General features: G+C 70.9%; 10 protein-coding genes. 4 read left to right on the top strand and 6 right to left on the bottom strand.

Going from position 1 to position 14953, the window contains the following annotated elements; genetic code table 11:
• Nucleotides 1–59: 59 nt before the first annotated feature.
• From OHA77_RS10890 to OHA77_RS10900, 3 genes are all read right to left on the bottom strand, one after another.
• On the bottom strand, nt 60–1802 hold the full coding sequence (locus OHA77_RS10890; protein ID WP_406317817.1) for a proline--tRNA ligase: 1743 nt from the start codon (nt 1800–1802) through the stop codon (nt 60–62).
• Between the two features lie 86 nt (nt 1803–1888).
• On the bottom strand, nt 1889–2524 hold the full coding sequence (locus tag OHA77_RS10895; protein ID WP_406317819.1) for a hypothetical protein: 636 nt from the start codon (nt 2522–2524) through the stop codon (nt 1889–1891).
• Nucleotides 2525–2811: 287 nt separating this feature from the next.
• Entirely contained in the window at nt 2812–3342 is a 531-nt protein-coding gene (locus OHA77_RS10900) for a hypothetical protein (RefSeq protein ID WP_406317821.1), read from the bottom strand.
• A 213-nt stretch (nt 3343–3555) separates the two neighbouring features.
• On the opposite strand from OHA77_RS10900, the gene OHA77_RS10905 reads away from it, so the two are divergent.
• Nucleotides 3556–4854 (top strand): FAD-dependent oxidoreductase, encoded by a 1299-nt coding sequence (locus tag OHA77_RS10905; RefSeq protein WP_406317823.1) that lies wholly within the window; start codon nt 3556–3558, stop codon nt 4852–4854.
• Between the two features lie 120 nt (nt 4855–4974).
• The gene (locus OHA77_RS10910) at nt 4975–6150 is read left to right on the top strand and encodes a DUF6986 family protein (RefSeq protein ID WP_406317824.1); all 1176 of its coding nucleotides are present in this window, start codon (nt 4975–4977) and stop codon (nt 6148–6150) included.
• 100 nt (nt 6151–6250) lie between these two features.
• Here OHA77_RS10910 and OHA77_RS10915 read toward each other — a convergent pair whose 3' ends face one another.
• From OHA77_RS10915 to OHA77_RS10925, 3 genes are all read right to left on the bottom strand, one after another.
• Nucleotides 6251–6925: a copper homeostasis protein CutC gene (locus OHA77_RS10915; protein WP_326820745.1), complete on the bottom strand. Its 675-nt coding sequence runs from the start codon at nt 6923–6925 to the stop codon at nt 6251–6253.
• A 43-nt stretch (nt 6926–6968) separates the two neighbouring features.
• Nucleotides 6969–7577, bottom strand: a complete 609-nt coding sequence (locus OHA77_RS10920) for a GNAT family N-acetyltransferase (RefSeq protein WP_326820744.1) — start codon at nt 7575–7577, stop codon at nt 6969–6971.
• A 252-nt stretch (nt 7578–7829) separates the two neighbouring features.
• The gene (locus tag OHA77_RS10925) at nt 7830–8549 is read right to left on the bottom strand and encodes a GntR family transcriptional regulator (RefSeq protein ID WP_406317827.1); all 720 of its coding nucleotides are present in this window, start codon (nt 8547–8549) and stop codon (nt 7830–7832) included.
• Between the two features lie 934 nt (nt 8550–9483).
• Between OHA77_RS10925 and OHA77_RS10930 the strand changes: the two genes are divergently transcribed.
• Nucleotides 9484–13440: a S8 family serine peptidase gene (locus OHA77_RS10930; RefSeq protein ID WP_406317828.1), complete on the top strand. Its 3957-nt coding sequence runs from the start codon at nt 9484–9486 to the stop codon at nt 13438–13440.
• Nucleotides 13441–13592: 152 nt separating this feature from the next.
• A complete protein-coding gene (locus OHA77_RS10935; protein WP_326820741.1) occupies nt 13593–14891 on the top strand; it encodes a DUF2252 domain-containing protein in 1299 nt (432 codons plus the stop codon).
• Nucleotides 14892–14953 lie beyond the last annotated feature (62 nt).

Below are 14953 nucleotides of genomic sequence, written 5' to 3' on the forward strand. Positions count from 1 at the left end.
GGTTGACCTGCCCGTACGGCAGGTGGAGGAAACACCTGCCGTACGCCGGGGCCCTTGGGTCAGGCGCGGCAGGCGGCCAGGACGCGGTCGGCGGCCTCGGCGAGGGGGATCTCCTCCTTGACGCCGGTGGAGCGGTCGCGCAGCTCGGCGACGCCCTGGGCGAGCCCCCGGCCGACGATCAGGACGGTCGGCATGCCGAGCAGCTCGGCGTCCTTGAACTTCACGCCCGGGGAGACCCCGGGGCGGTCGTCCACCAGCACGCGCAGGCCGCGGGCCTGGAGGTCTTCGGCGATCTGGGTGGCGGCCTCGATCTGGCCGTCCTTGCCGGTGCCCACGATGTGGACGTCCACCGGGGCGACCTCGCGGGGCCAGACCAGGCCGAGCTCGTCGTGCAGCTGCTCGGCCAGCACGGCCACCGCGCGGGAGACGCCGACGCCGTAGGAGCCCATGGTGACGCGGACCGGCTTGCCGTCGGGGCCGAGGGCGTCCAGCTTCGCGGCGTCGGCGTACTTGCGGCCGAGCTGGAAGATGTGGCCGATCTCGATGCCCCGGTCGATGGAGAGGGCGGAGCCGCAGACCGGGCAGGCGTCACCGGCCCGGACCTCGGCGGCCTCGATCGTGCCGTCGGCGACGAAGTCGCGGCCGGCGACCACGCCCGCCGCGTGCCTGCCGGGCTCGTTGGCCCCGGTCACCCAGGCGCTGCCGTCGACCACCCGGGGGTCGACCAGGTAGCGGATGCCGAGGTCCTTGAGCACCTGCGGGCCGATGTAGCCGCGGACCAGGCCGGGGTGCCTGGCGAAGTCCTCGGCCTCGAAGATGGCGGGCTCGCCGGGGGCCACGGAGGCCTCCAGCCGCTTGAAGTCGACCTCCCGGTCGCCCGGCACGCCGACGATCAGCGTCTCGGTCTTGCCGGAGCCGGGAGTGGTGACCTTGACGACGATGTTCTTGAGCGTCTCGGCGGCGGTGATGTTCAGGCCGTGGTGCTCGTTGACGTGGCCGACCAGCGACTCGATGGTCGGGGTGTCGGGGGTGTCGAGGACCCGCAGGGGCGGCTGTTCTCCGGTGATCGCGGCGGGCGCGGGCGTGGTGACCGCCTCGGCGTTGGCCGCGTAGCCGCACTGGTGGCAGGCGACGAAGGTGTCCTCGCCCGTGGCGGCGGGCGCGAGGAACTCCTCGGAGGCGGAGCCGCCCATCGCCCCGGAGGTGGCGAAGCAGATCTTGTAGGTGATGCCGAGGCGGTCGAAGATCCTGATGTAGGTGTCGCGGTGCCGCTCGTAGGAGTGCTTGAGCCCCTCGTCGTCGAGGTCGAAGGAGTAGGAGTCCTTCATGACGAACTCGCGGCCGCGCAGGATGCCGGCCCGGGGACGGGCTTCGTCGCGGTATTTCGTCTGGATCTGGTAGAGGGTCACCGGGTAGTCCTTGTAGGAGGAATATTCCCCCTTGACCATGTCGGTGAACATCTCCTCATGGGTGGGACCGAGAAGGTAGTCGGCGCCCTTGCGGTCCTTGAGACGGAAGAGCGTGTCGCCGTACTCCGTCCAGCGGCCGGTCGTCTCGTAGTACTCGCGGGGCAGGAGAGCGGGGAAGAGCACCTCCTGCCCGCCCATGCGGTTCATCTCCTCACGCACGACGCGCGTGACGTTCTCCAGAACCATCTTGCCGAGCGGCAGCCAGGAGTAGATGCCAGGTGCGACACGACGAACATAACCGGCGCGGACGAGCAGCTTGTGGCTCGGGACTTCCGCGTCTGCCGGGTCGTCCCTCAGCGTTCTAAGAAACAACGACGACATGCGCAGCAGCACGGCTACTCCTAGCTAGCAGGGATCGATGGCTACAGGCTATCGACTCGCGCAACCCGGTTGTCTGCCGTTGGGCGGGACGGCCGCCGTCAGAGACCCACGACGAACACGAAGTAGGAGCACGCGATGATCAGTGCCACCAGCAGGGCGCGGAGCCGGGGCGCGATCCCCCGTCGCAGGAAGAGCAGCAGTCCCACCGCGAGGCCGGTCACGACCAGGACGTTCCACGGCCCGTACCCGGGGACGTACGTGGGCCAGTGGGGCAGCGCCTTGCCCATGACGTGGATCGCGACCATCCCCGCCATCGCGCCGCCGGCGAAATCTCCCCAGAGGTCGTCGCGCCGGGTGAAGTAGGACAGCAGGCCCAGGGAGGCGATGACGAGGAGCGTGAGGTTCAGCGTGGCGCCGCCACTGCCGAGGGTCAGCTCGTTGCCCGCCTTGAAGATCGAGGCGACCAGCAGGGAGATCAGCGTGCCGAGTGTGGCCAGCGCGCTGGTCAGCGCCGCCCAGCCGAGACCGACGGCGGTCCGTCCCACGACGACGACGAACAGCAGGTAGGCGTAGGGCTCGTAGATCGCGTACAGCGGGTCGGGACCGTAGGAGAGCGCCGCACCGACGGCGCCGAGCAGCAGCCCGCCGACGAGTGAGAGCACCATGTGCAGGACGATCGCCCGCTCCTGCTGATCGTCGGCGCGGAAGGCTTCGACATAGTGCTGGTCGATCATGTTGTTCTGGTCAACCGTAACCACTGATCCCCCGATCCGCGTTCGCCTGTGGCCATATAAAAGTTATCTGACCTGCAAGAACTTGCCAAAACCGGCAAATGTTCCCCAGTAGGCGAAGGTCGGTTCCCATCCGGGCGGGCCGGTCGGGAGCCGTCCGGACCTCGCGAGGTCGCCCGCCGGCCGGGCGGGCGGTGCCGGTCCGTACCGGGCCTTCGGGGACGGTTCCATTCTCCCGCATGGGGCACGGCTCCCCCGGGGCGGCCCTGCCCGCTCCGGTCACCGGCGGGTCAGCCGCCGAGGAGCTCCTCCCAGGGCTGGCGGGAGGGGGTGCTGCGGGCCGTGTCGAACGCCTCGGCCAGCCGCCAGAAGCCGGGGCGGCTGCGGATGCGTCTCCGCCCCACGGGATCGACCGCCCGCAGGACGAACAGGATGCCCAGGACGTCGAGAGCGGCGGTGGCGGAGGTGGCCGGCCCCGCCGGGGTGGCCAGCGCTCCGGGGACGCCGGGGTCGTGGACGTGCCCGGCCAGCGCGGCGGCGACCTCGGCGGCGTCGGGGCCTTCGCGCCATTCGACGTTCCAGCCGTGGTCGACCCCCTGCCACCAGGTCAGGTCACGGCAGGACTCCATGAGCCCGGCCTCGGCCGCCAGCCCGGCCATCACCCGGCCGAGGGCCTCGAACCTGCGGGCGTCGACCGGCCGGACCTCGTCGGGCGCCACCGGGGATCGGGCCGCCGCGCGCGATCCTCGCCGGTCCGGGGGCGGGCCGTCGTTCTGGCGTCGCGCGTCTGCTTTTCGCCGTCTGTCCGCCCCTGAGGTCACGAGAACCAACTGTGAGCCGCGGCGCCTGTCCCCGCAAGCCCCGGTTTGGCCACCATGTAGACGGATATATCCGGTAAGGCTCCAGAACCTTCGCGGAGGGCGGGGGCGCACCGGCCACCTGGATCTTCTGGCCACACCTGCCTGTCGTGGCTGGCAGGGCAGGCCCCGTTGATACAGAATCGCCTTCACGGGAGCCAGTTCCTAGGAGGCGACGTGTCACTGCGAGTCGCGGTTGTCGGGTCAGGACCTGCCGGGATCTACACGGCCGAGGCACTGATGAAACAGGCTCCCGGGTCCGTCGAGGTGGACGTGCTCGAACGGCTGCCCACGCCGTACGGTCTGGTCCGGTACGGCGTGGCCCCCGACCACACCTCGATCAAGTCGATCGCGGAATACCTGAGCCGGGTGCTGGAGCTGCCGGGTGTGCGGTTCCTGGGCGGTGTCGAGCTCGGCCGGGACCTCTCCGTCACCGACCTGCTGGCCTGCTACGACGCGGTGGTCTACTGCACCGGCGCGATGGTGGACCGCCGGATGGGCATCCCCGGCGAGGACCTGCCCGGCAGCGTGGCGGCCACCGATTTCGTGAACTGGTACTGCGGCCATCCCGACGTGCCCGCCGACCGCTTCGTCCTCGACAGCCCGGAGGTCGCCGTGATCGGCGTGGGCAACGTCGCGGTCGACGTGGTGCGCGTCCTCGCCAAGAGCGCGGAGGAGCTGCGCGCCACCGACGTGCCCGACGAGGTGCTGACCCGGCTGGCCGGCAGCCAGGTCAAGGCCGTCCACATGATCGGCCGCCGGGGCCCCGAGCACGCCAAGTTCACCCTGAAGGAGCTGCGGGAGCTGGGCGAGCTGGTCAACGCCGACGTGTGCGTACGGCCCGAGGAGGCGGTGGCGGACGTCGCCGGGATGTCCCGGCAGATCCGGGGGAACGTCGAGGTGCTGCAGAGCTGGGCCGCGCGCGGCCCGGCAGGCCGTCCCAGACGGCTGGACGTGCGGTTCTGGATGCGCCCGGTGGAGATCCTCGGCGAGGGCCGGGTGGAGGCGCTCCGGCTCGAACGCACCCGTCTGGTGGACGGCCGCGTCGTGGGCACCGGCGAGTTCGAGACGCTTCCCGTCGGGATGGTCCTGCGCTCGGTCGGCTACCGGAGCGTTCCGCTGCCGGGCGTCCCCTTCTCCGAGACCACCATGACCGTGCCGAACGAGTCCGGCCGGGTCCGCGACCGCGAGTACGTGGCGGGCTGGCTCAAGCGCGGCCCCACGGGCGTGATCGGCACCAACAAGTCCGACGCCGCCGAGACGGTCCGTACCCTGCTGGCCGACCTCGCCGGCCGTGAGCCGGCGCGGCACGCCGACCTCGACGCCCTTCTCGCGTCCCGGGGCGTCTCCCCCATCACCTACCGGCACTGGCTGTCCATCGAGGCGGCCGAGGCCGCCCTGGCCAGGACCCTGGGCCGTGGCGACCGGGTCAAACTCCTCGGCCTCGCCGCCATGCTCACCGCCTCCGGCCGCTGACCCGGGGCGGCCGGGGCACCGGAGAGGCGGGGGGCCGGAAATCACGATGCCATGGACACGGCGGCCGGACAGGGCAGAGCATGGGTGCGGTTGGTCGGACATGTCACGAGGAGCACTCCCATGCGCGTCACGCTCGGCGATCCGCAGGCCCTGATCCCCGGCTTCGAACAGGTCCACCGGGAGCAGTCGGCGGCCTATCCCGCGACCGCGGTGGAGTGGCAGCCGGTGCACACCGTCTACGTCCCCGCCGATCGGTTCGACGCGGGCACGGTGGCCGCGTGGGGGGCCGCCGCACTGGACCTGCTGCGCCGGCACCTGTCCAGGAAGGACATGACCAGGTTCTTCGAGATGCACGAGCAGACGGCGAGGACCGTGCACGAGAAGGTGACGGCGAAGCTCGGCACCGATCCCATCGAGGATCTGCGGGTGGATTTCGAGGACGGCTACGGCCTTCGTCCCGCAGAGGAGGAGGACGGCCATGTCACGCGGGCCGCGGAGGCGATCGCGGCCCTGCACGCCGCTGGAACGCTCCCACGCCGGTGGGGACTGCGGGTGAAGTCGTTCGCCGACGGCGACCCGGTCCGGAGCATCCGGACGCTGGACGGGTTCCTCACCGAGGTGATCGATCGGGTCGGGCAGCTGCCCGACGGTTTCGTGGTGACCTTCCCGAAGGTCCTGATGAAGGCATATCTGGGCCAGTTCGCCGGCTGCCTGGAGGCGCTGGAGAAGGGACTCGGCCTCACCGAGGGCAGGCTCCGTTTCGAGATGCAGGTGGAGGCCCCCCAGACGGTGCGCTTCCTCGACGCCGCCCTGGTCACCGCGCTCGGGGGCAGGCTGGCCGCGGCGCACTTCGGCGTCTTCGACTACACCGCGAGCTGCTCGCTGCCCCCGCACGAGCAGCGGCTGGACCACCCGGCCTGCGACCATGCCCGGCACGTCATGCAGACGTCGTTCGCCGGGACCGGGGTGGAGCTGTCGGACGGCTCGATGGCCGCCTTCCCGGCCGCCGACGACAGATACGTCGTGCGCAACCTGTGGTGGCGGCATGTGGGCCTGATCAGGCATTCGCTGAGCCACGGCTTCTACCAGGGCTGGGACATGCACCCCTCCCACCTGGTCAGCCGCTACGTCGCGGTCTACCACTTCCATCTGTCGCACTACGAGGAGTACGCGCAGCGGGTGCGGGCCTGGGAGGAGCAGCGCGGGGCGGAAGGCGGGGTGATGGACGAACCGGCCACCGTCAAGACGATGGTCACCGCCCTGCGCCGGGCCGACCTCGCGCTGGGCAACGCCTGAACGGACCCGTCCGGCACCCGCGAGAACGGGCCGGCGGATCCCGTGGAGCCGGCACCGCCGGAGATCCGCCATGCCTCGCCTGGTGGACCGTCCGTACGCGTCAGTCGATCAGCTCACGCCACTGACGCACCAGACGCGCCTCGACCGGATCGGACCATGACGCCCGTACGGCGCTGCCGACGTGGAAGGCCCGCACACCGTAGTCCATGAGCACCGGGACGAGACCCGGCCGCAGCCCGCCGCCCGCCATGATCAGCGGACCGTCCCCGGCCTCGCACCGGGTCTTGATCGCCGGCAGCCCGTCGGCCACGCCGCCGGGTGCGCCCGAGGTGAGCACGGTGGCGAGGTTGGGCAGCAGCCGGACGGCCCGCCAGCTCGCCTGGGTGTCGGCCGCGTGGTCCACCGCCCGGTGGAAGGTCCAGGGCAGCGGGGCGACGGCGTGGATGAGCGCCTCGGTGGCGGCCAGGTCGACCGCGCCGGCGGAGTCGAGGAAGCCGAACACGAACCCGGCCGCGCCCGCCTCGGAAAGGATCTTGGCATCGCGCCGCAGTCCCTCCAGCGATTCGGGCGTGGCCAGGAACGAGGCCTCGCCGCGCAGCATCACCATCTGCGGCAGCGCGCACTCCTTGGAGATCGCCGCGACCGTCTCCGCAGCCGGGGTGAGCCCGTCGGAGGCCATGTCGACGACGATCTCCAGGCGGTCGGCACCGCCTTCTTCCGCCGCGACGGCATCGCGCACGTCGAGCGCGATCACCTCAAGCAAGGATCCGGTCATGGGGTGAGGCTATCGGATGACTTTGTCCTGGGATCGCCGTGGTTCAGACATGCTGCCGCACGGATGGCCCACGACGGTCCACGAAGAGCGGCACGGCGGCGCCGCGGGCGCCGCCACGGAGCCCGCCGGCCCGCTGGAACAGCGCCCCCGACGCACGGTGCGGCAGATCGACCGTGCGGAGGTGGGTGAAACGCTGGCCCCGATAGTAGTCCTGCAGTCGCGCGTTGTCCTTGGAGCAGTCAAGCCGGAGCCATCTCCTGCCCGTTCCCAGGACCCGCAGGCCCGCCCAGTCGAGCAGCGCCTCACCCAGGCCCCGGCCGGAGTGGGCGCGTGCCACCGAGAGCTTGTGGACGTAGAGCGCGGATCCCGGGTCGTCCTCGTCGGCCCAGAACTCGGGGTCGGCGTGGCCGTCCAGGGCGAGCGTGGCGGCCGGCCCCTCCTCGCCGTCCAGCAGGTACATGGTTCCCTCCTCGATCAGCGGGGCGATGCGCCCGGCGGGGAAGCCCCCGGCGGGCCACTGGCGTACGCCCCTGGCGTTCAGCCAGCCGGCGCTCTCCGCGAGAAGCGCGAGGACTCCCGGGAGGTCGCCTTCGCCGGCCCTGCGGAGCGTGAGCCGGTGCATCGCGGTGGGGTTGACGGTGTTGGAGTGCATGATTCATCCCTTCGTTGCGCTGGGTGCGCTGAATGACACGGAAAGTGATCGAACAATGGCGCACGGTATCCATGCCGAGCTAGGCGGAACGCCTAGGGGTATGAGGCGAGCAGGGGAAGAAGGCCGCGTCCGGTCGTCCGGCGGACGCGACCCGATGGCCGTCCGGGCCTATCCGTCCGGCGGGTGCGGCCAGGTGGTCGCCGGCGGCGCGGACGGCACTGGGGCCGCCCCCTCAGGGCGGCCACGGGAGCGTCAACGGCTTTCCAGCTCGTATCTGATCAGATGCTTGTCGGCGGGGAGCACGGACACCGCGACACGTACGGGGGTGTCCGTCTCGTCGTATCCGACCCGGACGTAGACGACGACGGGCGTTCCCGACTGGAGCTGGAGCCGCTCGGTCTCCGAACTGGTGGGCATCCGCGCCCAGATGTCGTCCACCACCCGGACCTGAGCGTGGCCGAGCTCCTCCAGCACTCTGTTGGCGCCGCGCACGATGTCACCGGGACGGGCGATCTCGGAGTCCGCGACCAGCGCCAGGGGGAAGTAGGAGTCGTTGGTGTTGTACGGCTGGCCGTCCACGAACCGCAGCCGGCGGCGGACCACGGCGAGCTCCTCGTCGGGCAGTTCCAGCCTGCTGACGACCTCCTCGACCGGATGCACGATCGCGACCTCGATCTCCTGGCTGGGCGCACGCCCCTCCTGGGAGACCGCCCAGGCGAACGCCTCCCTGGTCTCCAGGGGCTGCGGCTGGAGCTCTCGCTGGGGGTGGATGAGCAGCGGACGGCGCTCCCTGACCACGGTCCCCCGGCGCGGGGTGCGGGTGACCAGGCCCTCGTTGACCAGCTCACCGAGGGCGAGCCGCACGGTGTTGCGGCTGACCTGATGGGCCAGCATGAGCTCCACTTCGGTCGGCAGCTGATCTCCCGGTCCGAGCGCACCGGAGTAGATGGTCCTCCGAAGTTCGGAAGCCACCAACTGATACAGCGTTGACCGTGCCATTTGGTCCCCTTTGTGCCAACAAAACTAGACGATCTGGTTCTAGTGGGGAACAGCCCCTTGACCCAACCTCCCGCAACCCGCATTATCCAATCGTTGGTACAAATCCATCGAAAGGTCTGCCAAGGGGGGTGAGGTCAGTGCTGTCAGTCCACTCGGACGCGCCGTACCTGCCCTGGCGCGATCCCTGCGAGGCGACGCGTCTACTGCGCTACGCGTTGCACCGTCAGGGGTTCACCCACACCTACCAGAGCAATGGGAATGGGATGTCCGTGCTTTCGGTACAGACCGATCTGACCGTTTGGTGTAAAAACGGGCTTTTCGTATGGAGTGAGGACGGCCGCGAGTCCTCCCACCCGGCCGACGACCCGGTCGGGGCGGCCCGGCTCATCTCACGGCACTACCGCCGTCCGACGACCGCCGAATCCCCCCACGAGGAGAGGACGGACCCCAGGGCCCACCCCTCTCCTCCCACCGACTCCGCGCGCGACTAGGCGGTGTGAGGACCCCAACCCTCGCCGGGGTCCTCACCCGCCGCGCCGGAGCGGAGCGTGCCCTGGCGGGTCCCCCACGCCCGCCAGGGCACGTCTCCATCACCACCGGCCCCCTCCCGGACCCCTCTGCCTGCGGTTCTCCCGGATCGCGAAGTCCATCGCGTCCCCCTGCGTCGGGTGTTGCAATGACCTCTTGAACCGAAGCCGTGACGGGGCTCCCTCGTGTACGCCTTCGCGGCGACGACGTCTCACCCCGGTCACCCCGGGAGGCTTCGCCGGGGATGGCTCGTTTACGTCATGTCGTGATGCTGCCTTGACCAGGACTTGAGTCGAGCACAGACCTTGAGCCAGGCTGATCGGCGGCGTTCGTGGCGCCGTCGAATCCGATGGCTGGGCGTCTTGTACTTGGAGGCTCGGTGCATCAGGACACCTCTTCGGCTGGGCTGCCGTCAAGCCGGGAGTGGGAATTCAACGGGTTGCGCCATACCGCGCTGATCGTGCTCGCCGTGGTGCTCGTCCTGGCCGGGATGACCGCGCCGTCCCCGGCCGGAGCGGCGACCGATCCGGCCCCCGCGGAAACGATCCAGCCGGAACTGTCGGCGCACTTCGTCACCGGCGGCAGCACCGATTTCTGGGTGGAGTTCAAGGCGCAGGCGGGCCTGAATCCGGCGGCGAAGGTCCAGGGCTGGTCGGCGCGCGGTGCGGCCGTGGTGACCGCGTTGCGGTCGACCGCGGAGTCCAGCCAGGCGGGCGTGCTCGGCCTGTTGCGGGACGCGGGTGTCCGCCACACGTCCCTGTACATCAACAATTCGATCTATGTGTACGACGGCTCCCCCGATCTGGCGGAGAGACTGGCGGCCGATCCGGGGGTCGAGCGGATCCGCGTGCCACGCACGTACACCCTGCCCAAGCCGTCGCCGGGTGAACGTGTCGCCTCGGCCGACCCGGTGGAGTGGGGGCTGAGCGCCATTCACGCCGACAAGGTGTGGAGCGAGTACGGAACCACCGGGCGCGGCATCGTGATCGGCAACATCGACTCCGGGGTGGACTTCGATCATCCCGCTCTTGTCGCGTCCTACCGGGGCAACGACGGCGACGGAACCTTCACCCACGACTACAACTGGTTCGACCCCACCGGGGTCTGCGGCACGTCACCGTCCGCTCCGTGCGACAACTTCGGCCACGGGACGCACACCATGGGCACGATGGTGGGCGACGGCGGTCCGGGAAACCAGATCGGCGTCGCACCCGGCGCTCGGTGGATCGCGGCGAAGGGCTGCCAGAGCGATCAGTGCGGCGAGCTGGCGCTGGCGCTCTCCGCGCAGTGGATGCTCGCCCCGACGGCACCGGACGGTTCCGGCCCCGACCCGTCCAAGCGGCCCAACATCCTCAACAACTCCTGGTCCTCGGCGCCGGGAGACCCGTGGTATCAGGACTACGTCCGCCAGTGGGTCGCGGCCGGCATCTTCCCGGCCTTCGCCGTCGGCAACGACGGGCCGAAGTGCGGCACCCAGCACGCGCCGGGTGAGTACCCCGAGTCGTACGCCGTCGGGGCCGTCGACAAGAACGGCGCCGTGGCCTGGTTCTCCTCGCGCGGCACGGCCGAATCCGCCGGCAGCAAGCCGGACATCGTCGCGCCGGGCCAGGGCGTCCGGTCCAGCGTGCCGGGCGGGGGCTACCAGGTCCAGAACGGCACGTCGATGGCCACCCCGCACGTGAGCGGCGCGGTCGCCCTCCTGTGGTCCGCTGCGCCCGCGCTGGTCGGCGACATCGCCGCGACCCGGGCCATCCTCGACCGGACCGCCCACGACCATGCCGACACCACCTGTGGCGGCACCGCCGAGGACAACAACGTGTACGGCGAGGGCATGCTCGACGTCCACCGGGCCGTCGGCGCGTCGCCCCGCGCCGGCACCGGCGAGCTGACCGGCGCGGTCACCGACGCAAGCACGGGCAAGCCGATGGAGGGTGTGCGGGTCACCGCCACCGGGCCGCGCGGGCTGGAGACCACGACCGCCGGGGACGGCACGTACCACCTCTATCTCGACGAGGGCGGCTACGCCCTGGGCGTCTCTTTCTTCGGCTACGACACCCGGACCGTCGAAGCCGTACACGTGACCGGCGAGAAGACGACCACGCGGGACGTCGCGCTCTCCCCGGCGGCTCGGGCGACCGCGACCGTCCGGGTCGCGGACGGCTCCGGGCACGGGTGGCCGATCTACGCGGCGCTCACCGTCGAGGGCACCTCGCGCACCTGGTTCACGGCCCCGGGCGACGGGCGGGCGGCTCTCGACCTGCCCGTGGGCGGCACCTACCAGGTGACCGTCACCCCGCGCTATCCCGGATACCGGCCGGTGACCGGCCAGATCACCGTCGAAAGTGACATGTCCGCGAACTTCGCGGCGGAGATCGACGCCACGTCCTGCTCCGCGCCGGGTTACGCCGCCGAGGGCGGCAACTGCCAGCCGGTACCCGGCGGGCTCGTCTACGGAGCCGTGACCGACGCCAACACCGGCAAACCGGTCAACACCGCGACGGTCACGAGCGGCGGCGGCGAGAACGACACCGCGGCCACTCCGGACGACCCGGCGCTGCCGGACGGGTTCTACCGGGTGTTCTCCCCCATGTCGGAGAAGCGCGTTCTCACCGCCGCCCAGCGCGGCTACCGGTCCGTCACCGCCCTGGTGCGCGCCGGAGCGGACAAGGTGTCCAGGATCGACTTCTCCCTCACCGCGGGCCTGCTCGCCCTCAAGTCGGGCGACATGTCGGAGAAGACCCCGCTCGGAACGGAGGTGAAGAGGCAACTGACCATCACCAATCGGGGCACCGCCCCGCTCACCTACGACTTCGCGGAGTCGGCGCGCGACTCCGCGATCCGGCGCGCAGACGGCATCGGCCTCTCCGCGTCGGCGACACGTTCGCAGGGGGCGCCCCCACGCAGGGTCGAGGTGACCGGTATCTCACCCGGTCCGGTCACCAGGCCCGCCGCCGGCGAGGAGACCGGACCGCGCTCCGGCGCGGCGGCCGCCCCGTGGACCACGATCGCCGACTACCCGACCACGATCAGGGACAACGCCGCCGGCTACCACGACGGCCGGGTGTACTCCTTCGGGGGTTCGCTCCGCGGAGAGGCCGCGACGCCCGCGTCGTACGTCTACGACCCGATCGCGACGTCGTGGACGCGGCTCGCCGACATGCCGGACGCCCGCCAGAAGCCCGCATCGGCGTTCGTCGACGGCCGGTTCTACGTCGTCGCCGGCTGGGGCTCCCAGGGCGCCCCAGCCGCCACCACCCTCGTCTACGACCCCGAGACCGACGGCTGGAGCACCGGCGCGGACAATCCGCACCCCTGGGGGGCGGTCGGCTCCGCCGTACTCGACGGAAAGATCTACTCCGTCGGGGGCTGTGCCGGTGAGTGCCAGAGTGCCACGGACCAGGTCACGGTGTACGACGTGGCGAGCGACAGCTTCACCGCCGCCGCGCCGTACCCCGAGCCGGTCTCCTGGCCGTCCTGCGGCGGGGTCGACGGCAAGGTCGTCTGCGCCGGTGGGCTGGCCGCCGGTCCGCACGGCACGCAACACGCCTACGCCTACGATCCCGGTCGGAACAGCTGGACCCGCGCCGCCGACCTGCCGCTCGACCTGTGGGCGAGCAGCTACGCGGTGGCCAACGGGACGCTGGTCGTCGCGGGCGGGGTGGCGAAAGCCGGGAGCACGGTGACCAACGAGACGTTCGCGTACGACGCCGACACCGACACCTGGACGGCGCTGCCGAACTCCGGCTACGCCCTCTGGCGAGGCGCCGCCGCCTGCGGCTTCTACAAGATCGGCGGTGGCGACGGCCCGCGTGTGCTGCCGTTCAACGAGATGCTGCCCGGCTATGGCGGCTGCGATCCGGCGGGCACCGGCGTGCCGTGGCTCAGCGTGCACCCGCAGCGGGGCACGCTCGCCCCCGGCCGCAGCGTAAAGATCACCCTCACTCTCGATGCCCGGCAGGTCGCCCAGCCCGGCACGTACGAAGCGATGCTGACCGTACGCGAGGACACCCCCTACAAGGCCCCGAGTGTCGGCGTGACACTCAAAGCCGAGGCGCCGTGGTCCTGGGCACGGCTGTCCGGCCAGGTGCTGTCGGAAGCCTGTGACGGAAAGGCGACGCCCCTGGCAGGGGCGACGGTGACCATCAAGCGAGGCCGGGATTCGTGGACCCTGGGCACCGATGCCGACGGGCGGTACGCCGGCTGGATCCAGGGCGGGCTGCTGCGGGCCGAGGTGACGGTCACAGCCGACGGGCACCGTTCCTCGACGTTCACCGTGCGTCCGCTGCCGCACAGCGACGTGCGGCGCGACGTCACCCTGCCGCGCCGGGACTGCTGACACCGTGCGGCCGGCCGCCGCCGTCCCCGCGCGGGGACGGCGGCGGCCGGCCGGGCCCTCGGACCGTCGCCCGGCGTCGGACGGCCGTCCGGGGTGCACACCGCCGACCTGCCGCCTGGCGAAGTCCGGCTCTTCCCCCTACCCTGCCCCTCATGACCACCGATGGGCGCTCGGCGCACATTCTCGACGTCCTGATCACCGAGTTCGGCGACTCCATCAGGCGTGACCCCGCCGCCTTCCGGCGCAAGTTCCGGAAGATGGCGGCCACCCCGTTCGCCTTCTACCGGGGCAGTGCCTCCCTCTTCTACGCGGACATGACGGGGACGTTCGCCGACGACTCCTTCCTCGACGACCAGACCCGCCGGGTGTGGATCCACGGCGACCTGCACGCCGAGAACTTCGGCACCTACATGAACGCCTCGGGTGTCCTGGTCTTCAACGTCAACGACTTCGACGAGGCCTACGTCGGTCCTTACGTCTGGGACCTCAAGCGGTTCGTGGCCAGCGTCGCGCTCATCGGGTACGCCAAGGCCCTGTCGGACGATGTGATCACCGAGCTGGTGACCGGGTTCGCCCAGGCCTACCTCGCCGAACTGACCGGCATCTCGGCGGGCGGGGACGACGCGATCGGCTCGCTGACCCTGGAGACCACCACCGGCGTGCTCCACCGGGTGCTGCAGGTGGCCCGGCTGAACACCCGGGTGGCGCTGCTGGACGCGGAGACCACGATCGACGGCTTCGACCGCAGGTTCGCCGCCATGGACGGCCGTCACCCGATCGACGAGGAGACCAGGCAGGCGGTGGAGGCGGCCTTCCGGGACTACCTGACCACGCTCCCCACGACCTCCGAGGTCGAGCACACGATCAAGGACTTCGCGCTCCGCACCGGAGTCGGCATCGGCTCGGCGGGGTTGCCCTCCTACAACATGCTGCTGGAGGGCCACACCCAGGCTCTGGAGAACGACGTCATCCTCTACATGAAGCAGGCCCAGGTCCCGGCCGTGGCCCGGCACATCACCGACGAGAAGGTGCACGGCTACTTCAAACACCAGGGCCACCGCACCGCCGAGTCGCAACGCGCCCTGCAGGCCTACGCCGACCCCTGGCTCGGCTACACCACGCTGAACGGCGTCGGCCAGCTCGTCGCGGAGGTCTCCCCCTACTCCTCCGACCTGGACTGGGGGGATGTCAACGAACCGGACGAGCTGGCCTCGGTGATCCGCGACCTCGGCCGGGCCGTGGCCCGCATGCACTCGGTCGCCGACGACGAGTCCAGCCACGACCTGGTCGACTTCTCCACCGAGGACGCGATCACGGCCGTGATCGGCGATGACCTCGGCGGTTTCACCGGCATGCTCGTCGACTTCGCCCACGCCTACGGCGCGCAGGCCAGGACCGACCACCAGCTCTTCGTCGACCTGTTCCGCAACGGCCGCCTCCCCGGCCTCTGAGAAAGGCCCGGAGACCCGGCCGGCCGCGCCTCGCCGAGAGCTCTCGGCGAGGCGACGGGCCG

The sequence above is a fragment of the Streptosporangium sp. NBC_01639 genome (assembly GCF_045209755.1).
Taxonomy (GTDB): Bacteria; Actinomycetota; Actinomycetes; order Streptosporangiales; family Streptosporangiaceae; genus Streptosporangium.